Below are 25,196 nucleotides of genomic sequence, written 5' to 3'. Positions count from 1 at the left end.
ACGTTCAAGGAAGCACCTTGTCTTAGAATTGAGGTAAATCAGTCCAAGCAAGTGTCCTCGGTTTCCTTTCCCAAGATTTAAATAACGTGAGTTCGGCTTAAGAAAACATGATTTTTAAGGAACGTTCGCGAAATGGATCGTAATCGAATCAATATACGCTTTTGTTAGAGTATCCCAACTTGAACCTACAGGACTTGTGGTAGCACCGGATTTTCCGACGGTTCCCACTCGATCATACAATCCATCGACTCGATTCGCTTGAATAAAATCCAAAGGAATCGCATTTGCCGCAACCCCTTCCGCAACCAATCCGTTGAAATCAAAAAGACCATAGGTCGGTGTAAAATTCACAAACTGATTTACTGTGGCATTGCAAGTGATCGCTTGGCCGGAAGTGATCGCAAATTGTTCTAATCCGGCTTTTGCGGTTACGTTTAAGCTTCCATCAAGTTTCTGACTGTAAGCGAGTTTGTAGTATTCCCTTCCCGCTCCGGGACAAAGTCCTTGGTTATGGGCGTAACCGAGAGCTTGTGTTCCCGCATTGATCGGAACCAGATCCGTAGTTCCGCCGAAACTTACAACCGATTTAAAACAGAACACGGTACGATTGTCCATTTCTTCTAGAATTACCCTACCAGTATCCACATCCCGCCCAAGCGCGTCGGAACCAAGAGGTCCTTTCCAAGAATAAGTTTGAATCAAACCCTGATTCGAAAATCCGGTAACCACAGGTTGAACAACGTAACTTTCGATGATCGCTGTCGCTCCCGCCCAGCGAGTCGGATCGAGTCTACTCAGTTGGTACACAAGAACAGCCCCGTCTCCAGAAGCATCCCTCGGATTATCGTCGAAAAAAAATTGAAGAGCGGGTTGATCGTCGGAAGAAGAACGAAGTTCGAAAAAGTTCGTATAGAAAGCTGGATTGCCGAGAGTACTCGGTTGATAAGAAACGTTACCGGAATTTAATTTCAGACGCAGCGTATAAGATTGTCCGTTGAAGTTCTGGTTAGCAAGAGTGATGTTCGCTACAGTTCCAGTAGGAAAACTTCTACGAATCCCGGCGATCAAATCGTCCATAAAAAGGGAATTCCCTCTCGCCCAAGTTGCGGACTGCCTTACAAATCCCCAGCGATCCTCATTCGCTTTCAAAGGTTGCAACAACTCTAAACGAATCGGAAACGGTTTGGGAGAGTCTTCTCTCACAAAAAAAGGAACTTTGTCCGAACGAAAGCTAAGCCCCATTCCAAACAAAACGATTCCCGCCGAAAGAAAAAGAATCCATGATTTCTTCATTTGAATTTTCCTTTACTGAGCAATGCCTTTGGGAACGATAATAAAAAAACCGGCCTTACTTTGTTCTACATAGGGTTGAGTCGCCAACCAAAGAAGAATTGCGTTATTCGTGTTGTCGTCGTTTTCTTTCTTCTTGCAAGTTATGACAAACAACACGCTCCAAAGCACGATTGTAAAAATTCCAACAAATAAAAATTTACGAAAAACTTTCATGCGCACACTTCCTCAAAATCAGAGACCTTTAACAAATCCGAGAGCCGCTTGATTTGCTTTTTTCAAATCTTGGAACTTTCCTGATTTATATTCCGTACCAAACTCAAACTTTCGTTTTTAAAAAGATTTAAGGTTACAAAAATTCGCTTTTTGGAAAACGGGATCCTTAAGGGAAGATACCCAAACTGAAACCGCAGGTCAACCAGGATTCCTAGCTTACACAACAATTAGAATCTTCCCAAAAAAATAAGCAAAGTCTGTCCCAAAAATAATTCTGTTGATATTATCGGGAAAGCGCCATTTCAAATCTAAATGAAAAGTTTTTGAGTTAGTTTTTCAAAATATTTTAATGAATTTCATTCATTTTTACTCATCTCTACGGAATAACGTGAGTTTGGCGTAAGAAAATGAATCATCGATTTATTACGACCCTGCTCACGTTAGTTGCGATCTGGCATGATGCCGAGACCGACGATCAAAGCGTGAAGGTAGGTCAGAAATAAAACGACGCCTTCCGACTTTCTAAGTTTTAGAACCCTGCAAAGTTCCGAGTAGGTTCGAGCACACTCGTGTGAACGGAATTCTGAAACCGAAGAGCGCTTTCATAAACAACATTCTTTTCTAAAAGAGCGGAAGCGATCGCCATCAAACGAATCATTCTCCGATTTTCCTTTAGAGAATCCCAATCCAAGAAACAAGTCTCAATTGACAATGACTTTAAGTTACCATAAATTGACCAAAGTCATTTTTAAATGACTTACAGTCGTCACAAAGGAAAAGATCAAAATGAAACAAAAAACGGTTTTAATAACCGGAACCTCTTCCGGAATCGGAAAAGCGGCCGCAATATATTTTCAAACCAAAGGTTGGAACGTAATCGCAACAATGAGAAATCCCGAAAATGATCAGGATTTGAAAAATCTTTCCAATCTACTTTGCACAAAACTCGATGTAACCAAACCAAACACGATTGAAAAAGCAATCGAAGAAGGAATCAAAACCTTCGGCGAAATCGACGTTCTAGTAAACAATGCCGGATACGGACTCATAGGCCCTTTTGAAGGAGCCGCTAAAGAACAAATCCAAAGACAGTTCGATACAAACTTGTTTGGAGCAATGGATGTGATCCAAAAAATCCTCCCTCACTTTCGAAAAAAAAGAAAAGGTCTAATCATCAACGTCGCTTCCATGGGAGGAAGAATTACAATCCCCCTTTATAGTCTATATCATTCTACAAAATGGGCTTTGGAAGGATTCACAGAATCGCTTCAATACGAATTACATCCTCTCGGAATCCGAGTGAAACTTATCGAACCGGGAGCGATCGCCACTGATTTTATCAGTCGTTCTTCCGAGTCCACCTCCGAGAAAGCTCCCGAAGAATATAAAAAATTCTCCGAAACGGTTTTCAAAAACATGGAAAATGCGATGATGGCCACCCGTTCCGAAACCGTAGCTAAAGTAATTTTTAAGGCTGCCAAAAGTCCTTCGAAACGATTTCGTTATGTCGTAGGAACAGACGCCGTAGCTCTTTTAGGATTGCGTAAATTTCTTTCTGATCGAATCTTTTTCAGAATAATTAAACTTGCCTTGCTCAAATCCGCAAAGGTAGCGTAATTTCGATTTTAGGAGTGAATCGTATGTTCGGAAATCGAATTCAAAAAATTTCTTTCTTATCTCTGATCCTTTTTTTGGGAATTTTTATTTTAGTCATTTTACAAACAAGTTGTCTCAGTTCTTTCGGAGGAACTCCGGAAGGAAAACGACTCGAAAGAATGCGAACCTCTAAAATGTACAAAGATGGAAAATTCGAAAATGATCCCTTCGTTCCCAATATTGTTTCCGGAACTTATACAAATATCATCTGGAGACAACTTTTCGGAAACGAACAAAGAACCCCTCCCTCTTCGATTCCGGTGATCTATCCGGATCCAAAAAGTTTTTCTCCAAACACGGCTCCGGGATTAAGAACGATTTGGCTTGGTCATGCTTCCGTTTTGGTCGAAATCGACGAAGTGAGAATTCTCACGGACCCAGTATTTTCAAATAAGATTTCTCCGTTCAAGAGTATGGGTCCGGAAAGATTTTTCCCGCCTCCGATTTCTCTGGAGAATCTTCCTTCAATCGATGCGGTCGTAATTTCACATGACCATTACGATCATCTGGATATGAATACCGCCAAATATCTGGCTTCCAAGGGAACGAAATATTTTGTCCCCTTGGGAATCGGCGCTCACTTAGAACATTGGGGAATTCCCGAAAATCAAATCATCGAGTTGGATTGGTGGGAAAAGGGAAATGTAGGTAAAGTTGAGATCGTCTGCACTCCTGCGGTTCACTATTCCGGAAGAGGACTCTTGAATGGCAAATCCACTCTTTGGGCTTCTTGGAGCATCATCGGTCCTGAAAATAAATTCTTTCATAGCGGGGATACCGGTTATTCTCCGCATTTTGCGGAAATCGGTAAACGCCTCGGTCCCTTCGACCTAACTTCGATTAAGGTCGGAGCCTACGATATCACTTGGGAAGGAATTCATATGAATCCGGAAAAGGCGGTTCAGGCACATCTCGACTTAAAAGCCAAAAGAATGCTTCCGATTCATTGGGGAACATTCAATCTGGCGATTCATCACTGGGACGAACCGATTCTCCGAACTGTAAAATCCGCAAAACAATACCAAATCGACTTAGTCACTCCGAAACCGGGAGAAGTTGTCGTCGGAGGAACGACTTTTGTTTCCGAAGCCTGGTGGGAGAAAGTCCGTTAATGACACTATATTAACGTGAATTCGGCGGTTGAAAGTTTGGGCGAATAAGAAACTAAAGTGTTGCTGCCTAAACTCAGCGAAACATAGAATCGCTTTCGCATTTTGTTACACTGAACCCACGTTGCATGATTAAATTTGGAAAAAAGATTCCGAAAACTGAAAAGATTGTTTTGAAAGTTACAAACTATCCAAAAAAACGTCAGAGTTCCAACGCTTCGAGTTGCGAGGGATGAGTCCTAAAACTACGTCGGCACATATTACGAATATGAAACCTAATGAACAAATTCAAAAAAATGAGAATTGATGTAATCTGAAGTTGTAAAGAAAACAGCCTGTTTGAGGGCGGTTTGAACTTGTTTAAAAGTATTCTAGAAATCGTTTTTCTTTTCTGGGTAATTTTTTCCAGAAGTTTACGGTTGGAACTCCAGCCTGTAATTCGAGATCCCATTCTTCTTTTTGTTAGTCATTGATAACTATTTGTAGCAACGAAACCGGATTATCCAGCCTCAGTTTGGACATAATTCCGACTAAAATTCTGTCTCTTAACCTCTCTAAAACCACTGGAAATACTTGACCCATAGTGCAGTGCCAAAAAAATACGATTGTGCGACGCACAAATCAAGATTCTCGGAGGTACACAGTGAATTTTCGCAGATTGACTCAATTTCGTTTCCGATATGTAATTTTTCTGCTCTTACCTTTCGGCTTCCAATTGCTTTTGGAGCCACTTGCGGGAGCGCTCAATCAAAAGAAAAGCATTCCGGATGAAGAATCTATCGAAATCGCAACCATTCAAGCCTACATCTCGGAGATCCGCCCCTCCCTTTCCTCGAAATCACTCCAAAAACTCTCCCAAGTCATTCTCCAAGAATCCAGAAGACTGAATATAGAATCCTGTAACTTTCGTTGTTCCGACACAGACAAAGTGAGCCTACTGATCGGTCTCATTCATCTAGAATCCCAGTTCAAAGCAACGGCCCGCTCACCCAAGAACGCTCGTGGTTTTATGCAAATTATGCCTACAACCGCAAATTGGATCTCCCAAAAGGAAGGCTGGAAAATCAACTTGAGCGATCTCCACAAACCGGAAGTTAATATCCACCTTGGAGTTTCTTACCTGAATTATCTATTGGATCTGAGAAAGGGAGATACCGCTAAGGCCCTCCTTTCTTACAACGCCGGCCCCAGTGCGGTCGATCGTTGGGGTGGGATCCCTGAATACAACGAAATCATTCTTTCCAACCAATCCCATTATTTGGAACTAAGAGAAAAAATTGCCAATTCCATTCCATAAATTCCCGATCCTTACTTCTTTAAAGAGCCGTCGCTTTGCCGTGGCTATCCATAAGTTATAAAGGGTTTTGGAATCAAAACTGATATTTTTCAAGTGTTCCGACAAGAATGAGGCTTTTTACTTGCAAGAAGTATGATTTTCTGATAGAGAAAAATTTCCCGAGTCTTTCCGCCTCCAAACTCAGCGCCTCGCTCTTCAGCAGAGCTCGTCATCCCCACCCAAAAATAAGGGGAAACTCAGGCACAACGCTTCCTAAACTCAGTAAACACCTTCCTATGGGTCGGTGTTTAGGGCGCGTTGTGGGAACTAAGTTTCACTGTCGGAATTCCGACGGATTTATCTTCGGATCCAAGTACTTGTGGGTAAGGTGATGGCTCTCTACGGATCGCGTTAACTCAGCGAAACGCTCTCTATGGATCGCGTTTCAAGTCGTTCGATAAGACCCAATCCGATTTATTGAAATATTTGTCCTCTAACTCCCGAAGGGTCCCGGATCGCTCCAACACTTCAAGAAAGAATTCAAAATTCCTAATAAACACCAAATCTCCGTAAGGGAATGCGGCGCTTATATCTTCCCTTTGTACAAGTTCGAGTAGGGGCCGGAAGTTGGAAGCAATCGATTTGTCCTTGAGTAAAAGTCCCTTGATATAGAAAGAGTCCGCGACCAAACAATTTGCCGTTCCATTCTTAACCGCTTCCCAAGCGGCAAAAGTATCTCCATAAGTAAAAATACGATTGTTCTTGAATTTTTTCAGAAGATATTCGTGACGATTGGAAAAAGATCTGACCGCAAACGTAACTCCATTCACATCCGCTAAATCGAGGATACTTCTGAAATTCTGAGTCGTGATAATGTTTCCTTCCGGGGGAGGAGGAAGCGCGGATTTTCGAATCAACGCGGCGGGAGTTGCAACCAAATACGCCTTACTGAATTTCACTTTTTTGGATCTTTCAAGATTACTTGAGATTCCGGATAACGCAATATCGACTTCCTTTTTTTTGATCGCATCCGCAAATTCATTGAATTCCTGATAAGAAACGAATTTATATTTTACTCCGAGAAAGTCTGCATAAGCTTTTCCCAACTCGTAATCAAAACCTGGATAACCCTCCTTTGCGTTTACAATATAAAAAGGTTCGTACGCGGAATCACCGGTGACTTTCAATTCCCCTTTTTCCAAAATTTCTTTGAGCCTGGACAAATTGTAAAATCTGAATGTGTTTTCCTCCGCTCCCAAAGAGGAATATCCCACTTCGTTTATATTGCAAAGAACCGCAAAAAAAACGAAAAGAAAAGGTTTTATCGAAATTCCTTTTATAGAATTTTTAATACGGTTTACAATTCCTAAAAACGGAACGAAAAGCCCGTCCCAAAACCATTCGATCTTATCAGAATCTTCTCGGGTCGCTGCAATTGTTTTGAGCTTTAGGACGGACCCTAAAATCCATCGAATATGCGATCGGAGAGTTTTGATTTCAAATAGATCCTCAGAATATTTCCGTTGACTCACTATAATAATCCTCTCCTACAGAACCGAACAAAACTTAGTTCGAATCATTTTGAATTCAAACTCAAAAGCAACTTTAATCTTCCGCAAGTTCTGAAAGATTTTTATAATATTCTAAACTTTCCGGATTGCTAAGAGCTTCCTTATTCGTTACGGATTCGCCTTGAACAGTTCTTTTGACGGCAATCTCCACTTTTTTCATATTGATCGTGTATGGAATATCCGCAACCGCAAGGATTTTAGAAGGTACATGTCTAGGGGAAATTTTTTCCTTAATTTCTTTTTTCAAGGTTTGAATGAGAGAATCGTCTAATTTTTTTTCGGGAGCCATCTTTAAAAATAAAACAATCCTTACGTCTTCCTTCCAATCTTGACCTATAATGACGGAATCGGCGATTTCAGAAAAAGTTTCGATCAGACCGTAAAGATCGGCGGTTCCGATTCTCACCCCGCCGGGATTGAGAGTTGCATCCGATCTTCCATAAACGACAAGACCGCCGTTTTTCTTAAGCTCCACAAAGTCCCCATGGCACCAAACTCCGGGAAAGGATTCAAAATATGCGGACTCGTATTTTTTTCCTTCGGGATCTTTCCAAAAGTAAAGAGGCATGGAAGGAAAAGGTTGTTTGCAAACAAGTTCTCCCTTTTCTTCAACCACGGATTTTCCGAACTCATTCCAGACCTCTACGTCCATTCCAAGACCTCTGGATTGAATCTCTCCTTCGTAAACTGGAAAAACCGGATTTCCCAACGCGAAACAACCGTTGAGATCCGTTCCTCCCGAAATCGAAGATAGTTGAAGATCCTTCTTCCAATTTTGATATACGTATCGAAAGCCCGCCTCAGTCAAAGGAGAACCGGTGGACAACACAGCCCTCATCGATGAAAGATCGAAATCCTTCGGTTGAAAGTCCGACTTTTCCAAAGTAAGAATGTACTTCGCTCCCACTCCGAAGACATCGACCCTTTCTTCGGAAGCGATACGAAATAGAATTTCCGGTCCGGGATAAAAAGGATTTCCGTCGAATAAGACGACTGTCGCCCCTACGGATAGGGAACTTACGAGCCAGTTCCACATCATCCAGCCGCATGTCGTATAATAAAAAATTCTTTCTCCGGCTTTGAGATCGCAGTGGAGTACCAATTCCTTCCAATGATTGATCAATACGCCCACTCCCTGTACCATACATTTAGGGAGTCCGGTCGTTCCGGATGAATACATAATATACACCGGATGATCGAAATCGGTTTGGTGGAATTCCGGTTCGGCTCCTTGGTTTTCCAGAAGAATAGTTTCCAAAAAATGAATATTCTTTTTAGGATAGTTTTCCGGAAGTTCCGTGTTCGTCTGATTTTTAAGATGCAGAATTCCTTTTTTGTAGTCCGATACGATCACCGCTTCGAGTGAAGGAATGGACGCAAGAATTTGAGTCAGATTCTCCGCAAGAGATACATCCTTTCCCTTAAACGCGTATCGATCCGTGGTAAACAGAACCTTGGGGGTAATCTGTCCGAATCGATCCAACACTCCCTTGACTCCGAAATCCGGCGAACAAGAACTCCAAATCGCTCCGATGGAAGTTGTCGCGAGCATTGCAATCACGGTCTCGGGGACATTCGGCATCAGCCCTGCGATTCTATCCCCGGGCACCACTCCCTTTTTTTTCAGATCCTTTGCGAGAGCTCCCACGTAAGAGCGCAATTCTGAATAACTGATTTCTCTTCTGGAGCCGTCTTCTCCTCTATAAATCAAAGCCGGATAAGAATCAGTCCTTCGGAGCAGATTCTCCGCAAAATTGAGCTTAGCTCCCAAAAAAAATCTAGAATCCGTAAAATTCAGTCCGGTCCGATACGGGGTTTCGTATTTTTTTGAATGAACGACTTCGGAAAACTCCCAGATGCTTTCCCAAAAAACTCCGACATCCTTTACGGACCAAGCCCTGAGTTCTTCGTACGAAGAAAAATGAAGTTTTCTTTTCTCTCTGAGAAACTTTTGATATCGGCTTAAATTGGAAGATTCGATCCGAGCGGTGGAAGGCGCCCATAATTGTTGATGCATGTAAAAACTCGATTCCGTTTTTTCATTCTCTATTACATTTTTTTAAAAGGCCGGGTCAACATGAATTTTGATTGAGGAACGGAACACTCCGTATATGCTTAGAAAAAATAAATCCGAAAACGAGAATCTCCATTGAGCTCATTCGAACACATCCATTTCGCCGAAATCATCCTTATCGCGTCCGGAATCATTTATGCTCTGCATGGTTTGATTCATCAATTGATCGTAGGAGGCGCAGTCGGTTTCTTCCAACTCAGAGAAGAAAGACAATCTCGTTTGATCTTAATGATGTGGATCACTACCGGAGCTTTTATGAGTTTCTTGGGATTTCTTCCCGCGATTCTGATTTTGCTCTTCGGTCCCCAACCTCCGGTGATAGCGACCTTAATTGCGGAAATAATCGCTGTCGGATTCTTATCTCTTCACATTTTTCTCTCGGGATACCGGACTCACACACAACCTGTAAAAATAGGTTTTTTTTTCAGTCTCGGTTTTGCGATCGTTTTGATTCTTTACCTTTTGAATCTTTGGGTCTGAATTTGTCTCAAATCCATTTTGGGGTTTTATCGGACGATCAAAGGTATCGAATCAATTTTAATAAGATCTAATTTTATCTCCAAACAATTGACCAAAATAAAACTATAAAACGTTAGGTTCGATGGTTGAAAATAAGAAAGAATTTTCTAAAAGTAGGAGTACTACTTTTAGAATTTGTTCGTAAAATCGCGATTTGTCGCAGTTCCACATTTTAAGAATTGATTTACAAGTTCAGATTCCAACTTCCGAATCATGGATTTCTTACGATCCTGCTCACGTTAAAATAGGAGTTCCTAGAATTTTAGAATTGTTCTTAAGATCATAATTTACGATAATTTCCACATTTTAAGAATAGATTTACAAGTTCAGATTCCAGCCCTTTTTTAAAAAAAGATTGTACGAGACCTGAAAAACCATAACGTTACCCAAATGAAACACTACCTTACTTACAAAGAAAATAAATTCTGGAATATTGAAATATCCGGAAAATCTTTTACCTTAACCTACGGCGAAACCGGAACAGTCGGCATATCTCAAATCGAAACTTTTGACACTAAAGAAAAGTGTTTGAAAAAGGTTCAAAAACTGTTAAATGAAAAATTAAAAAAAGGATATGTGGAGATCAATCCTCCAAAAAAAATCAACCCTCAAATCAAAGCCGATTACCTAAAAGAATGGCAAGCAATAGTCGACTCCGAAAATTTACATAAAGCATTGATCAATCATTTCTCCTATCTGGCCGATACGCCAGGATATGATAAAATATTGCAAATGGTGATGAATCAAGCAGTAAAAGCAACAATAGGCATTCCCGAATATCAAGATGAAAAGACTTTGATCATTGAATTTCCCGGAAAAAACAAATTATTTACCTATGCGCCTGCTAAAGAAAAAGGGAAAAAATATTCAAGAAACTTTCAAAAAATTTTAAATAAAAGCAGCCTGTTGAGAACAGAAGGGACAGGAGAATTCTACCTTGGTATTCATAATATGTTTGAATCCGAATGGTTTGAAAATTTAGACTCAGAACTGTTGGAATATGTTAAGCCTGAACAAATAATAACACCTTTATATTACAATTCTGATGTATGGTTGTTTCACCCCAAAGAAAAAAACCAATTTGGAGAACCTGTTATTTATTTCTTTGCCCACGATGGTGGAGGAGAATGCACCGATCCAGAGGAAGTTAATGCCGGTGCATTGTTTTTAAAGCTCATAGCAGAAGCATGGGGCATAAAAATCGAAATGCCCATTCATACCAAAAATAAAAATGATGCAATAACAGAGGAATGGTGGAATAATTTGGATTCTGAATTGAAGGAGGCTGTTGAGAATGAACCCTATGTTAGTGATACAGATTCTCTTTCTAAAAAAATTCAACTCGTAGAGCATTTATACGTTAACGAAAACAGCAAAATTAAATCCTTAGAATCAATTTCCAAATTCGTCAACCTATCAAGTTTTGATTGCGATGCGCCTCATATTACAGACATTTCAACAATAAGCTCATGGAAAAAACTTTCTTATTTACGTATTTCAAGTAAAAAAGTAAAAGACTTCAGCCCCCTTAAAAATGTTATAAAACTGAAAAAGCTTATTTTAAATGATACAAAGATAAATGATCTTAGCCCTTTAACTTCCCTTTCCAACTTGAATAGATTGGAATTAGAAGGTACCTTAATAACAGATCTACAGCCGCTTGCGAAATTAAAAAACCTTGAATATTTACAGATCTCAGGAACATCTGTGAAAAACATTGAACCAATAATATCTTTAGGGCAACTTAGAACTTTAAAAATACAAGGAACACATGTGAAAGATATCTCCCGCCTTAAAGAATTAAAATATTTAAGCGATCTTGATATTTCCGATACGAAGATCGACTCATTTGATGTTCTCAAGTCACTTCCTCGTCTTACCAAATTTTATGCAAACAATACTTCGCTGCCAAACCTGGAATCTTTTATGGGTTCCAAAAGTATAGCAAGAGTACATTGCAAAGGAACATTGATAAGCAAAAAAGAAATAGAGGGCTTTAAAAAATCTATAAAGCCTCGAAAGGATTTAGGATTAGAAATAGATTGTGATTTTTTTGAATATCATTCTGACTAAAAATTATAAATGAAAACATAACTTACTTTTAGTTAGCTGAAAATCTTTTACCGTAACCTACGGCGAAACCGTTGATAGCCAAAAGTGCGCAATCACATTAGATATTTTGAATAAATCGGGAAAGTCACAGTTATTTTCTGTGGCGACGCCAAGAAGACCGCTTAGAAACTATCTCGAAAATACTTTACCTTTACTGAAAACACCGATAATTTACGTGTTTTCAAACGGTTCTTTTTCGTTGTTCAATTTTTATTAGGAATTCCCACATCTTAATATTTGAATACAGACTCCGATTTCAAATCGCGTTTTACGGAGCGACTCTGAATTTTTTCCAAAAAGAATCCCCATCTTTCTCGAACACGATTCTATCGTGCAAACGACTGGAACGTCCCTGCCAAAATTCGATTCGGCTAGGACAAATCGCATAACCTCCCCAATGATTCGGAAGATCCACTTCCTTACCCTCATATAATTTCGAAAACTCTTCGAAACGTTCTTCTAAAAATTTACGATTCGGAATTTCATAACTCTGAGGAGAAACAACCGCGCCGATCTGGGATCCTCTGGGTCTGGAATGAAAGTACACGTTCGATTCTTCTCTAGAAACTTTCTTTACGCTTCCTTCGATTCGTACCTGACGTTCCAACTCGGACCAAAAGAAAACAAGACAAGCCCTCGGGTTCTCTTCCAATTCCCGTCCTTTCTTACTTTCGTAATTCGTATAAAAAACGAACGAGTCTTCCAGGATTCCCTTGAGAAGAACAATTCTCGCATTCGGTTTTCCGTCCTTGGTCGCCGTAGCAAGAGTCATCGCGTTGACTTCCAAAACTTCCGACAAGGCGGCTTCCTCAAACCATTTTTGAAAGAATGAAATCGGATCGTCTCCGATATCTTTCATATCCAAAGAAGATAAACTGTAATTCTTTCTAATTTCTGAAATTTTAGAATTCATATCGGTTACATTCAAAAAATAGAAGCAGCTTTAAAGTAAAAGAAAAAATTTGAATTCCATTTTTCATTTTCGGGAATCCGGTCTTATCCGCAAAATGTCCGTATTATACGACAAATCCCCGAAAAAACTTGTCATCAGAATTTTTTTAGAATCTGTCCCAAAACGTAGAAACAATCGCAGCGATCCGCGAAGATTCTGATAAGATCGAATGGTTTTGGAACACGCTCTTAGTCCAAGCTCGGAGTTTACACTTGAATTTTTTCGGAACGGAAATTTTTCTCAATCCCATTAGCAAAATTCGAATATGAGTTTTTTTGAAATAGACGTTAGACGATTTCCACGACGATAAGAGTAAAATCGTCCTGTATCGGCTCTCCTTGCAAAAATAGATTCAAGTCTTTTTGAACCTTGAAAATTTGGCCTTCGGGACTCAAAGAAGAAGACAAAACAATCGAACTTAAAAACCTCGTTTCGCCGAATTCGTTTTTAGTCGCATTAAATTGTTCGTAAATCCCGTCCGTAAAAAGATAAATCCGGTCACCCGATTTTAATTTTACTTTTTCGGTATAATATACGAAGTCCTTCTTCAGTCCGAGAATCGCCCCGGTTTTATGAAAGAGATCCGTTTTGCCTTCTCTCAAAAGAATCTGAGGCGGATGACCTGCGGACGAATACTCCAAAGTATGATTTTTTACGTCTATGTCCGCGACGACACAGGTGAAATACAAGGTTTTAAATTTTTCAAGAATCACCGCATTCAATCCCCCTAATAAAGAAGAGGGATTTTTTTGGATTTTTTTCAGATGCTCATATTCGCTCTTGATTGCCATAGTAATCAAAGCGGCTTGAACCCCGTGCCCTGTCGCATCCGCCACGAAAAATCTGTAAACTCCGGGACGAATTTCGAAAAGATCGTAGAAATCCCCTCCGACCTCGTCCATAGGTTGATAGGAAATCGAATAAAGAATTCCCGGGAGAACCGGATGTTCCGGTAAAATACTACGTTGGATCTTTTTGGAATACAGAAGATCCTTCCGTATAATTTCCAAAGATTGCATCAGCTCTTGTGTGCGAAGTTCCACCTTCTTTTCCAACTCGGCGTTTAAACTCGTGATATCTTCATATAATTTAGCATTTTCTAATGAAATTGCGGCCTGTGAAGACAGGATTTCGAGGATTTCCAGCTTATGTTCGTCGAACACGTCATAAGTGAGTCCGTTTTCCAGATAAAGAACACTCAAAATTCTTCCTTGTTTCGTGATAGGCAGACAAAGAAGCGACTTCGGTTGTTTCGCTCCGATATAAGAATTCAAAGAATGCGGAGACTCCTTAGAAGACGTATTGTTCAAAAGTATTCTTTGTCCCGAACGATAACAATAATAGACGATTTCAATCGGTAGCAACTCCGTAGCGTAGTCCAAAATCAGAGATCGAGGAAGAATGTCATCTCTTTCGATATCCTGTCCCGTTTCCACGTACAAACCGTCTTTTCTGGGAAGTATCAGAAATCCTCGAGTCGCTCCCGCGTTTTCCATGATTGTTCGCATTAATTTTTTTAGAAGCTCGTCTTGTTCTATAATTTCAGAGATGGATTGAGAAGACTTTAAAACGCTTCTAAAATCCAGCTTTTCGGCGGACTTCAGGATCGTATCCCAAAGAGTTTCTTCTCTCATGCGGAGAAGTATTCCCACATCTTTCTCGTGTTGCCTCATCGCCCGAATTTGATCCGCCTTCGCGGTTGCGCCCCAGGTTCGATATTGTCTTTCCGAAACCTTTAAAAGATAATTTGCGTAATGTTTTCTTCCTCTCTCAAGTTCCCATAAGCCCGCGTGTTCGTGAACGATCGCTTTTCTAAGATTACCTTCGTTTTCCCGAAGAGAAGACAATGCCAGTTCGTAGAACATCTCCGCATTCGCAAAATCCTTTCTATATTTATTATATTCTGCTTTTAGAATATAATAGTACGATTGAAAATTATCGGGAAAAGTTTTCGACCAAACTTTAAACAAGGAAATCGATCTTTTGATAAAAAACAAATCCGGCCAACGCAGCCTCCTTTTCAATTCGTTAGAGCGAATCAAGTGAAGAGATTTATAGAATCTGTATTCGGAATAGATGAAAATCGTTCTGGACCTCTCCAAATCGTTTGCAAATCTCTCGAAAACTCCCAACCCATCTTTCCATTCCCCGCTGAGATAAGTTTCCTTTCCTCTCAGAACCGCATACCAAGCGTTTGCGGTCCCGTTCGCGTTCGGCACTAGGACTTCCCGTTCGAAAACTTCCGCGGGCATTTCCTGATCCTTATAAATCAAATTCTGCTTGGAAGGACTTGCTAAACTTCGAATCAAGAAATCGGAACTTGCGATGACCGTATAAACGGTCTCGTAACCTAATTGTTCCCCCCGCTTCGCATTTTTAATTAGAATTTCATAATACGATTCAGAAGTATCCGAAGAATACAGATAATAAATAGAATGTGCGATCAAAGAGAACGCGGCCCAAAGATAATCTCCATATTGAATGCACTTTTCGTACGCCTCGTCAGCGAGTAAGACCAATTTGGAAAAAGGATACCTATAGAAATCGAGGAGCATATTCTTTCCGAACAGATATCTGCCGCGAATGCGATCCGCATTGAAAATCTGAATGATATATTCGCCGAGATCCCAGTATCGAAGTGTCGTTTTAAAATTTCCGGTCACCACGAAAAGAAGAGAACCGAATCCGGCATAACCGAAAAAACTTACCGGAGAATTTCCCTCCTTTAGAGTAATGTTCATCAATTTTAAAAACAGGAATACGAACAACTTACCGTCGGAATGTTTTCCGTAATTCAACATATTCGTAAGGATGTTGATGGTTTCTATTTTATAAGGATCTTGATTTTTTTTCGCTTCCCGTAATCGTTCCGGACTCCTACCTCTTTGATAATAAATCATCTTTAAAAATTCGAAGATGAGAACCATGATTCCGGGTTTTTCCGGAAATCCGACGTTCAAAGATTGAAGCGCTTTTAAACCGACTTTGTAGGCCCCTTCGAGATCGTTCTTTGCGTTCATCACTTCCAGCTGCATGAGATAAACGTCGACGATTTCGATCCGATCCTGCAATCGGGAAAGCAGAACTTGAACCGCATCTTCCGCTTCAAGGGTTTTGGAAAAGAAATACGCGGACTCTGCAAAAGACTTATAAATTTGAACGCATTGTTCCTTTTTATTCTTCCAAGATTCCTCTGTGATCTTTTTTTTCAGAAGAGTGAAAAGGTTATAAGCGGTGTTAAACGCCGCGGCAAGTTTGGCCGAATTTCCGGCGAGGATGATGTAATGGTTGAAGATCTCGACTTCTTCCTTCGAACTTAGAATTTTTTGGGATTTGATCAGGTGGTTTGCAATCTCAGGAATCCGTTCCTGTTTGGAAGAAAGTCGATCCGATTCGATCAAAAGCCAGGCGAGGTTTTTATGAATTTCGACTCTTTGATCCGGAGCCATCGATTCCCCGATCACCTGATTGATCTTATCATGCGAAAAACGAAATGTGATTCCTTCGAAAACCCTATTCTTATTCAGTTCTTTCGCATTCTCTTTTTTTAATATTTGTAAAACCGGATAAAGACTTACCTGCGATTCCTGATATATGATGATTCCCTGTTTGATACATTCCCTAATTCCAGTCTCGACGATCTCCGGAGTCTCCTGAAAATACCGATACAAAATTCCCAAATCGAAAAGATTTCCCACACACGCCGCTACCTTTAGGAATTTTTGCGTATCCTCCGGAAGTCTCGTAATCTCTTCCGTGAGAAGATCCAAAACGTTTTCGGTCACGGTTTTTTTAATAATCTGATCCCAATCCAGACTCCAAATTCCCGAACTCTTCTGATATCGTATGAAGGATTCCGTATAAAGCGTATTGAAAAACTGATTGAGAAAAAATGGATTTCCGTTCGTTTTTTGATAAAGAATTTCGGTGAGTTTGTCCGAGTCTTCCTCTTTCAAATCCAAACTGTCCATCACATAACTTCGAATCATAGTTTGATCGAGGGAATTCAAGGAAATCTCTTGAAGAAGAATTTCCGAATTCAAAATACTTTCCCGAAAAGAGTTTAAGAAATCGGAATATTCTTCCTCGTTCCTAGAAATAAACACGAACAGCATTCCTTCCCACTCGGTCTGTCTGGATATGAACTCGATGAGAGCAAGAGACGCGGGATCGGCCCATTGAATATCGTCTAGTATAAGTAAGGCCGGATTTCGCCGGTTGAAACAGACGGATAAAAATCTTAGGATTACGATGAATAGAAATTGATCGTCCTTTTGACTCTGATGTTTCGACGGAACGGGAAAGATCTCTGTCAGATTTTCGATCTCGGGTATGAGTTGGGCCAAAAGTTGGATATTACCTCCGAGTTTTTCCTGAATTTTTTTTCGAAAGGACTGAATTTCGTATTCGGATTGGGTTAAAAGATGATTGGATAATTCTACCAAAACCTGTCTGAGAGCAAAATAAGGAATCCCCCTTTTGTCCTCCTCAAACTTTCCTTTAAAACTTCGTAATGTATTCAATTCTTTAGAAAGAATCGCGTCCTGAATCAAGGAGGTTTTTCCGGTCCCCGACTTTCCCTTGATCAGAATGGATGCTTTTACTCCTGAATAAACGGAAGAAATCGCTTCCTCTATGATTTCCTTTTCCTTGTCCCTTCCGTATAATTTTTCGGAGATTCGGAACTTATCCTTTTTTTCGGTAAAACCGGGAATAAATTCCAAAATGCTTCTTTGGGACCGAACGGAATCGCAGAGAAGCTGCAAATCGTACAATAAGGTTTCCAACGAGAAATATCTTTCCTCGGGCATCTTGGAAAGTAATTTCATTACGAGATTCGAAATTGGAACCGGAATCTCTTTTCTTTTTTCAAATACCGGAATGGGAACGCGAGCTATGTGAGAATGTATGATTTCCAACGGGTCGTCGGATTCGAAAGGAGGTTTACCAGTTAAAAGCCAATAGAACAAAGCCCCAATAGCATAACCGTCCGATCGAAAATCAACGGAGCGATTGAGTTTTCCGGTCCGTTCCGGAGAGCAATAAGCGAGTAACGTAGACGATATCTGTAAAGGGGCGGGATTTCCTTTTTCGCCTATGAGCAAAGAAGAGGAACCAAGCCAAGCAAGAACGGAAGTTTTAGTACCGGCGTCGTAAAAAAAGGAATTAGGGCCGATCTGATTGTGAAGGACTCCCTGCGAATGTAGATGAATCACATTTTCCGTAACCGACAGCGCAACTTGAAGAAATTCCTCCACGGATAATAGACCAACCTCGGATATATAATCCGACAGAAGGACACTTTCCAGATTTTCATAGACGAGGCAGTATTTATCTTGGATCCTTAATATACGCTCGGGCTTTAAGATATGGTCGTCGGAAATCAGCTTCCCAATTTCGTACTCGTTCAAAAAGTAAAAAGAATCCTCTTCTTTGGTTTTTTCTTTCTGAATTCTAAGGATTTTTGTTTCGGATTCCCCCTTTAAGATCCCTCTGTAAACCGTCGAGACATGATCTTGCAGTAAGATTTCGTTCGTTTGAAATGCGGTTAGATCCGTTCGAGTCGACATTTTTATTTTCTAGTCTTTGCAAATAAATAAACATAATACGCATCCGCTATAAAAACCAATACGCCCAAACATAAAACGAAATATTCCTTCGGGAAATAGAGAAACAAAAATAACGTAAAGAATACGGTTCCTAAAAATTTGCACCATGCGATCGGATAAGAAAATAATCTGTTATCATTCGTCGAAAGAAACAAAACCGGATACATGCCCGAAATGAATAGGTTCAGGATATACGCAGAATTGGACCCGGTGAACAGGTCGTAACGATTGGCATAGTAAGTATAGATCAAGGCCCCCCAAGAAAGCAATAAGACCAGAAGTAAAAATCTATATTCTAATATACTAATGGAAATTTTGAACTGCTTTTGACCGAATCTATATATGTTGTAAAAAATCAGAACGTCCAAAAGGAATGCGATTTTATAACCCCAATTCAAAACGATTCCCATATCCTCCTGGATGACAAAACCCCAGAGAAATTCCCAAACGATATTTCCGCAAGCAATGAAGACGGGCATCTCTACGAATTGTTTGCGGTTCGAGTCCACAATCAATGCGAAGTAAACATATGCCCATAGGATCACTCCCGAAAATAAAAAGACATTTTCAATAAGAGTGAATTTTCCCAGATAATAAGGGTCGGTTAGGAACTTTTCCCAGAATCCCATCGACTACGCTCCCCAGTTTCCCTTCAGAGAAGGCGGAATTTCGAATTTTGCCTTCTTATCTTTGTAATAGAAGTTGTCCATTCCTAAGATAAGCTTTGATGAAAAATGAGAGACAAGTTTTTGAAAATGATCGTTTTCGCTTAAGGTTTCATCAAAGTCCAACATGATTTTTTCTATGATCCCGCCTAACACTTCCTCCTCTTTGCGAGGAAGCCCCAGAATCTCACAGTTTTCTTTCCCTAAATAGTTTTGAAGGAAATACAACGGTACTCCGTCCAATAAATTCCCGGGCAGCATGTATTCCATAAAATCCAAAAGTGATTTCGCGAGAATTTTACCGGCCTCGGATTCTTTTCTTTGATCTTGAAAGATAGAGAGTCCTAGTGCGTAAGAATCTTCGTAATTGTCCGGAGACAATTCGGGAATCACTCCTAAAATATGTCCCACTACTTTCCATAGATGAATGTACGCGTTTTTTTCCTCTTCGCTTAACGTAATTCCGGAAAACATAAGCCCTTCCAAGATCAAACTCGAAAAGGATTGTAAGGTGCCCGCCATGTCTTGTTGATTGATCGGCTTGCCCCATTCCTCTTTCCATCTTCCCGATTCGATTATGAAATGACGAATCGACGCGTGCATGAGCCTTACCTTTTGCGCGACTCTAATTCCCTCGCCTCCTTGGGAAAGTCCGCCTTCCTGCAAAACGGATATGACGAATTGTGTCGTTTCCATCAGTCTTCTGAATACTTTTTTCGTGGAACCGTTCTCTTCCACAAGTCTTCCCGTATGAACAAGAACCTCCGCTCCGTTGCCGCAAGTATATGCCATCGGTAAAGATTTACAGCAAAGAATCATAAGGATCTGAGGCCCATACGTCGCGAAGATTTGTTCCGCAATCCGAATCTTCTTAAAATCGGCCCATTCGGGAAGAACGTTTGTCTTTTCGAAGTATTCCTTAAAGTAAGAAGGGAACGACGTAGGTATAGGCCCGAAATTTTGCGTTAGTATATTGAATAAAACTAAACTTTTCAGTTTTTCTTTTTCGTCGGATTGAAAATAATCCCGAATGACCTGATCTGCATAAACGTCGGTTACGGATCTATATTTAGTAAAGTTTTGCATTCGACATTCCCCATTCGAGTCACAAAGTTTACGGAACCTCCGAAATGTGAAAAGAAAAATAACTTTCCAGAATTCTAAATCTGTAAAGAGTTTACCGATGCAAAAAGAAAAACTCCCTTCTTTGTTCGGCTTTAAAATTTCACTTTTGATCGGGATCGCATTCGTAAGTCCTTTGTTAGGCGTGGGAATCTTCCAACCCTCTCACAATACCCGATACGCCGGAATGGCGGGAGTCAATCTTGCGATCGGCGGTTCTCCGATGGATATAGCGACCAATCCCGCAAACCTCGCACGAAGTCAAAAAGGCGGTCTTGAATTCGGAATCGGCCTTCCCTACATTCGTTCCAAATATACGGATCGACTTATGGATGCGGATCCGGAAACCGCATATAATAATTCTCAAAATTATAATATTCTTGCGCCCTTACCCTACTTCGGCCTGAACGTTCCGATCACGGACCGATTGAACTACGGAACGGGGATTTATGTTCCAGGAGGGGGAAGCGGCCATGTAAATGGAATTCTCAGAGTGACTCCCAACGGCCAATCTCTGAGAGATTGGTCCGGTTTGGATATTTCGGGACCGATCGGAGACTCAAGAAAAATCAAAGAAGATCTGTCGACCACCTTTTATGTCGTAAAGATGACAAACGCGCTCTCGTATCGACTCGGAAATCTTTCCGTGGGTCTCGGAATTGAAACGATCTACTCCAAACAAATCGCTTATCAAAAACTTTACGATATCACTCATACTCTGGAAATTCCGGGACAAGGTTTCGATTATAGGAGTCGGAACGCGTATTCTATGGGAGCCATATTCGGACTTTCTTATACGTTCACGGAGCGGGTTCGGATTGCGTATTCCTACCAAGCCAGAAATATTCTTCCTTTGGATGGGGGAATACAGATAGGAATCAACGACGCAAGTTATTATAGAAGGACAGGAGTATCCGCCACTTTTAATCTCCCGGAAAAACACGGGCTCGGCTTTTCCTTCGGCGGAGAACATTTACGGGTCGGTTTGGATTTTCTTTATTACAATTACAATTCCTACAATCAGACGTTTAAACAGACATTGGAAGACCCTTGGTTTCCGACCTTTTTTGGAAAGACAAACACGATTTCCCAAAATATCGCCTATCACGATTCCTGGGCCGCCGCAGTCGGCCTCGAATACAAAACGGATTCTTTTGTGTACAGAGGAGGTTATCGTTACAACACGGGGGTAGTGAGATCGGAAGGGATCAGCGCCTTACAGGCCGGCATCATGGTTCAACAACTCTCGACTCTGGGGATTAGTTTTCTTTCAGGCAAATGGAGCATCGACTTAGCGGTTAATTATTTGTTCTCCAGAAAAATAATCGCAAATCAAGGAAACGATTGGGCGGTATTGCATTCGGTGTTCGGTCCGAACGATATTCGAGTTCTAAATTATTCCCAGTCTTTGCGATCGGACGTACCCGCGATTTTACTCGGCGCTTCCTACCGATTTGATTGAAGGAAAGTTTCGAATAAATTTATAAAGAACTTATCGTAAGAACTTGTTTCCGTTTAGAAAAAAACTTCTTCGAACTTGAATTTCGAAGTAAGAAATCGTATGTTATTTTCCTAGAAAAAAATTCAATCCTTTCGACCAAACCGATTAGATCGTGTAATCTTCAACGTAAACCTTCACCTTTTTGAAACGGATATGAACCGTCTCGCCGGGAAGCAGGTTGAGAGATTGGAACTCCGAAGAATTGAGTTGTGATTCCAGGATCGAACCCGTATCCAAACGTTTGAGATCGATCTTTACGGTTCTACCGGTCGAGTGAATATATTGAATTTCCGCGGGAATCGTTTGAGCTTCGATCGGCGCTCTCAAAATTTCCACGTCGTAGGGACGCACGTAACCGACTGCGGACGCGCTTTCAATTTCGGAATGTTCGGGAGTGTCCACCTTAATTTCTCCGAGCTGTGTTTGACCGCCTTGCACTCTACCGTGAAAAAGATTCACATCGCCTAAAAAATGAAACACGAAAGAATTGATAGGATGATTGTAAACCTCGTCCGGAGTTCCGACCTGTTCAATCTTGCCGGAATTCAAAATGACCACCTTATCCGAAACCTCCAAAGCCTCTTCCTGATCGTGGGTCACGAAGACGCTCGTGATATGAATTTCGTCGTGAAGACGCCTGAGCCAATTCCTCAGCTCCTTTCTGACTTTCGCATCCAGAGCTCCGAACGGTTCGTCTAACAATAAAAAACGAGGTTCGATCGCCAGCGCCCTTGCAAGTGCGATCCTTTGTCTTTGACCTCCGGAAAGTTCGGAAGGATAACGGTTGTGAAAATTTTCAAGTTGAACGAGCTTTAAAAGACTCATCACCTTGTTACGGATCGCTTCTTTACTCGGTCTTTCCGATCTTTTTCTCACTTCCAGACCGAAGGCGATATTTTCAAAAATCGTCATGTGTCTGAAAAGCGCGTAGTGTTGGAATACAAAACCGACACCTCTATCTTTCGCATTTTTCTTACTGACTTCGAGGCCTTCAAAGATCACCTGGCCTTCGTCCGCGTCCTCAAGTCCCGCGATAATCCTAAGTAAAGTGGTTTTACCGGAACCGGAAGGCCCAAGCAAAGCGACTAACTCTCCCGCAGGAACTTCCAAAGAAAGACGATCGATGGCGGTAAAATTTTCGAATCGTTTTACGAGATTCTTAACTTCGATACCCATGACTATACCTCCTCTTGGAGCAATTCTTCTTTTCTGGTGATTTTGATTTTACTTTCCAAGATCTGTTTTGCAACGAGGGTGACTAACGATAAAAAAACGAGAAGAGAAGCCGCGGAAAAAGCGGCCACAGAATTGTATTCGTTGTATAACACTTCGATCTGTAAAGGCAATGTGTTCGTTTGTCCTCGGATATGACCGGAGAGAACGGAAACGGCCCCGAATTCCCCCATTGCCCTTGCGTTGCAAAGAATGATTCCGTATAACAACCCGTATTTGATTCCGGGCGTTACGATTTTAAAAAATACTTTGATCGGGGAAGCTCCCAACAGAAGCCCCGCTTCCTCTTCTTCGATTCCGGTCGAATCGAGTAAGGGAATGAGTTCTCTCGAAACGAAAGGAAGAGTGATAAAAACGGTCGCGATAACAAGACCCGGAATGTTGAATACGATTTTGATGTCCATTTTTTCCAACCAAGGCCCGAACCAACCTTGCCTTCCGAAAAGAAGGATGAAGATCAAACCGGAAATTACGGGCGAAACGGAAAACGGAGAGTCTATGATCGTAAGAAGCCAACTCTTTCCCGGAAATTCGAAACGGGTCAATGAAAACGCGGAAACGACTCCGAAAATCGTATTCAAAGGCACCGCGATCGAAACTACCAAAAGAGTCAACCTGAGCGCAGACACGGTATCGGGTTCCTGAATTCCTTCCAAGTAGGCCCCAAAGCCTTTCGAGAAAGCCTCGTGAAAGACCGTATAAATGGGAAGGATCAAGATCAATCCGGTCAGAAAAAAGACCGCTCCGATAAGAATACTTCGAACGAGTAAAGATTCCTGTCTCATCCCCTTCTCCTTGCGGCAATCGTCTGAATAATATTAATACAAAATAATATACTAAAAGAGATTACGAGCATGACGAGCGCGATTCCGGTCGCTTCTTCGTATTCGTATTGTTCTAACTTCGTGACGATGAGTAAAGGTAGAATTTCCGTTTTCCCCGGAAGGTTTCCCGAAATGAAAACGACGGAACCGTATTCTCCGATCCCTCTCGCAAACGCCATCGCAGCTCCCGTGACGAGCGAAGGAAAAAGTTCCGGAAAAATCACTTTTCTAAAAATCTGCCAGCGATTGGCGCCTAAACAATACGCAGATTCTTCGAGCTCTTTCGGAAATTCCTCCAAAACGGGTTGAACCGTTCTTACTACAAAAGGAAAACCGATGAATACGAGGGCGATTACGATTCCGGTCGGAGTATATGCGATCTTGATTCCGTAAGGTTCGAAAAGTTTTCCGACGACTCCGTTCGGAGTATAAATTGCAGTGAGCGCGATTCCGGCAACCGCGGTCGGTAATGTAAAAGGAAGATCCACAAGAGAGTCGAGCAGGGATTTTCCGGGAAAACGATAACGGACCAAAACCCATGCGAACAAAAATCCGACGAACAAGTTGATGATCGCCGCAACGGCTCCGGCGCCGAAACTTAAATAAAGGGCGGCTAAAATTCTCTCATGAGTGAGAAGTTTCCAAAAACCTTCCCAGCCGATTCCGGAACTTTTCAGAAAAAGAGCGCCTAACGGAATGATGACGATCAAACTTAGGTATGTGACCGTAACGCCTAACGTGACCCCGAAAGCGGTTTTTCCGTAGGGTTTGGTTCTAAAATTCAAAGTAGACACGATTTTTCCATTCGAACTTAAGAGTTTTTTTATTTAGTCTTGGCCGTAATCTGATCGAAGATAGCGCCATCCGCGAAGTGTTTCTCCTGAGCCTCCTTCCAAGAACGGGCAACGTCTCGAATTGTGAACAGTTTCAAATTTTTGAATAAACTCTTATATTTGGACGCGATCTTCTTATCCGCAGGTCGATAGAAATGATTCGCGATCGTTTCCTGACCTTCCGGAGTGTATAAAAATTTCAAATAACTCTCGGCGACTTTGAGCGTATTGTGTTTTTCCGCATTTTTCGTGACAACCGCTACGGAAGGTTCGGCTAAAATGCTCACAGATGGAAATACAATTTCAACGCTCGAATCCTTTGCGGTTTCTTGGAGCGCCAAATGAGCCTCGTTTTCCCAAGAAATGAGAACGTCTCCGATTCCTCTTTGAACAAACGTAGTCAAGGAACCTCTCGCACCCGAATCCAAAACGAGAACATTCGCATAAAGACTTTTTACAAAGGCTTTCGCTTTTTCTTCCGACCCGTATTTTTCTTTCGCATAACCCCAGGCCGCGAGATAATTCCAACGTGCCCCACCTCCGGTTTTAGGATTGGGCGTAACCACTCCGACTCCCGGTTTTACGAGGTCATCCCAGTCCTTGATTCCTTTCGGATTTCCTTTTCTGACCAAAA

General features: G+C 41.3%; 19 protein-coding genes (1 of these 19 cut by a window edge). 6 read left to right on the top strand and 13 right to left on the bottom strand.

The features are described from left to right. Positions 1–114: 114 nt before the first annotated feature. The 3 genes from FHG67_RS08585 to FHG67_RS22330 all read right to left on the bottom strand — a co-directional run bounded on the left by FHG67_RS08585 (position 115) and on the right by FHG67_RS22330 (position 2,164). Entirely contained in the window at positions 115–1,293 is a 1,179-nt protein-coding gene (locus FHG67_RS08585; RefSeq protein ID WP_004499074.1) for an LIC_12337 family protein, read from the bottom strand. A 12-nt stretch (positions 1,294–1,305) separates the two neighbouring features. Continuing rightward, a complete protein-coding gene (locus FHG67_RS08580) occupies positions 1,306–1,506 on the bottom strand; it encodes an LIC12338 family lipoprotein (protein WP_004497599.1) in 201 nt (66 codons plus the stop codon). A 529-nt stretch (positions 1,507–2,035) separates the two neighbouring features. Continuing rightward, complete coding sequence (locus FHG67_RS22330) at positions 2,036–2,164, bottom strand: hypothetical protein (protein ID WP_004499086.1); 129 nt, start codon at positions 2,162–2,164, stop codon at positions 2,036–2,038. 128 nt (positions 2,165–2,292) lie between these two features. Here FHG67_RS22330 and FHG67_RS08575 point away from each other — a divergent pair, with 128 nt between their 5' ends. The 3 genes from FHG67_RS08575 to FHG67_RS08565 all read left to right on the top strand — a co-directional run bounded on the left by FHG67_RS08575 (position 2,293) and on the right by FHG67_RS08565 (position 5,568). Next, on the top strand, positions 2,293–3,123 hold the full coding sequence (locus tag FHG67_RS08575) for an SDR family oxidoreductase (RefSeq protein WP_004499048.1): 831 nt from the start codon (positions 2,293–2,295) through the stop codon (positions 3,121–3,123). A gap of 23 nt (positions 3,124–3,146) precedes the next feature. Then, positions 3,147–4,274, top strand: coding sequence for an MBL fold metallo-hydrolase (locus FHG67_RS08570; protein WP_142499738.1), 1,128 nt, complete (start codon positions 3,147–3,149; stop codon positions 4,272–4,274). A 640-nt stretch (positions 4,275–4,914) separates the two neighbouring features. Further along, a complete protein-coding gene (locus tag FHG67_RS08565; protein WP_004499384.1) occupies positions 4,915–5,568 on the top strand; it encodes a lytic transglycosylase domain-containing protein in 654 nt (217 codons plus the stop codon). 410 nt (positions 5,569–5,978) lie between these two features. Here FHG67_RS08565 and FHG67_RS08560 read toward each other — a convergent pair whose 3' ends face one another. Together FHG67_RS08560 and FHG67_RS08555 are read right to left on the bottom strand one after the other, a co-directional pair. Beyond that, positions 5,979–7,079 carry a substrate-binding periplasmic protein gene (locus tag FHG67_RS08560; protein WP_004497606.1) on the bottom strand — a complete coding sequence of 367 codons (1,101 nt, stop codon included), beginning with the start codon at positions 7,077–7,079 and terminating at the stop codon, positions 5,979–5,981. Positions 7,080–7,152: 73 nt separating this feature from the next. Next, a complete protein-coding gene (locus tag FHG67_RS08555; RefSeq protein WP_142499737.1) occupies positions 7,153–9,135 on the bottom strand; it encodes an acetoacetate--CoA ligase in 1,983 nt (660 codons plus the stop codon). Between the two features lie 132 nt (positions 9,136–9,267). Between FHG67_RS08555 and FHG67_RS08550 the strand changes: the two genes are divergently transcribed. Both FHG67_RS08550 and FHG67_RS08545 read left to right on the top strand, forming a co-directional pair. Further along, the gene (locus FHG67_RS08550) at positions 9,268–9,672 is read left to right on the top strand and encodes a hypothetical protein (protein ID WP_004497671.1); all 405 of its coding nucleotides are present in this window, start codon (positions 9,268–9,270) and stop codon (positions 9,670–9,672) included. 429 nt (positions 9,673–10,101) lie between these two features. After that, on the top strand, positions 10,102–11,784 hold the full coding sequence (locus tag FHG67_RS08545) for a WGR domain-containing protein (RefSeq protein WP_004504126.1): 1,683 nt from the start codon (positions 10,102–10,104) through the stop codon (positions 11,782–11,784). Between the two features lie 307 nt (positions 11,785–12,091). Here FHG67_RS08545 and pdxH read toward each other — a convergent pair whose 3' ends face one another. The 4 genes from pdxH to FHG67_RS08520 form a co-directional block, all read right to left on the bottom strand. Beyond that, positions 12,092–12,736 (bottom strand): pyridoxamine 5'-phosphate oxidase, encoded by a 645-nt coding sequence (pdxH, locus tag FHG67_RS08540; protein WP_004497617.1) that lies wholly within the window; start codon positions 12,734–12,736, stop codon positions 12,092–12,094. 326 nt (positions 12,737–13,062) lie between these two features. After that, positions 13,063–18,345: a trifunctional serine/threonine-protein kinase/ATP-binding protein/SpoIIE family protein phosphatase gene (locus FHG67_RS08530; protein WP_142499736.1), complete on the bottom strand. Its 5,283-nt coding sequence runs from the start codon at positions 18,343–18,345 to the stop codon at positions 13,063–13,065. A 2-nt stretch (positions 18,346–18,347) separates the two neighbouring features. After that, a complete protein-coding gene (locus tag FHG67_RS08525; protein ID WP_061217790.1) occupies positions 18,348–19,013 on the bottom strand; it encodes a transmembrane-type terpene cyclase in 666 nt (221 codons plus the stop codon). 3 nt (positions 19,014–19,016) lie between these two features. Next, positions 19,017–20,135, bottom strand: a complete 1,119-nt coding sequence (locus FHG67_RS08520) for an oxygenase MpaB family protein (protein ID WP_002628474.1) — start codon at positions 20,133–20,135, stop codon at positions 19,017–19,019. A gap of 97 nt (positions 20,136–20,232) precedes the next feature. On the opposite strand from FHG67_RS08520, the gene FHG67_RS08515 reads away from it, so the two are divergent. Continuing rightward, positions 20,233–21,633 carry an OmpP1/FadL family transporter gene (locus FHG67_RS08515; RefSeq protein WP_051064919.1) on the top strand — a complete coding sequence of 467 codons (1,401 nt, stop codon included), beginning with the start codon at positions 20,233–20,235 and terminating at the stop codon, positions 21,631–21,633. A gap of 144 nt (positions 21,634–21,777) precedes the next feature. Here the strand turns inward: FHG67_RS08515 and FHG67_RS08510 are convergent, their stop codons facing one another. The 4 genes in view from FHG67_RS08510 to FHG67_RS08495 are tightly spaced (at most 29 nt apart) and all read right to left on the bottom strand, a layout consistent with a single transcriptional unit that may run on beyond the window. After that, a complete protein-coding gene (locus tag FHG67_RS08510; RefSeq protein ID WP_004497687.1) occupies positions 21,778–22,848 on the bottom strand; it encodes a sulfate/molybdate ABC transporter ATP-binding protein in 1,071 nt (356 codons plus the stop codon). 2 nt (positions 22,849–22,850) lie between these two features. Beyond that, on the bottom strand, positions 22,851–23,690 hold the full coding sequence (gene cysW / locus FHG67_RS08505) for a sulfate ABC transporter permease subunit CysW (protein ID WP_002628467.1): 840 nt from the start codon (positions 23,688–23,690) through the stop codon (positions 22,851–22,853). Beyond that, positions 23,687–24,523 carry a sulfate ABC transporter permease subunit CysT gene (gene cysT / locus FHG67_RS08500; RefSeq protein ID WP_004497590.1) on the bottom strand — a complete coding sequence of 279 codons (837 nt, stop codon included), beginning with the start codon at positions 24,521–24,523 and terminating at the stop codon, positions 23,687–23,689. The genes cysW and cysT overlap by 4 nt, the downstream gene beginning before the upstream one ends. A 29-nt stretch (positions 24,524–24,552) precedes the next feature. Then, positions 24,553–25,196, bottom strand: partial view of a sulfate ABC transporter substrate-binding protein gene (locus FHG67_RS08495; RefSeq protein WP_232616646.1) — the 3' portion only. The gene runs 325 nt beyond the window's last position; the window shows 644 of its 969 coding nt (coding positions 326–969); its start codon lies off the right edge, out of view; it ends in the stop codon at positions 24,553–24,555.

The sequence above is a fragment of the Leptospira weilii genome (assembly GCF_006874765.1).
GTDB classification, from domain to species: Bacteria; Spirochaetota; Leptospiria; order Leptospirales; family Leptospiraceae; genus Leptospira; species Leptospira weilii.
This window is presented reverse-complemented; position numbering and strand designations above follow the sequence as displayed.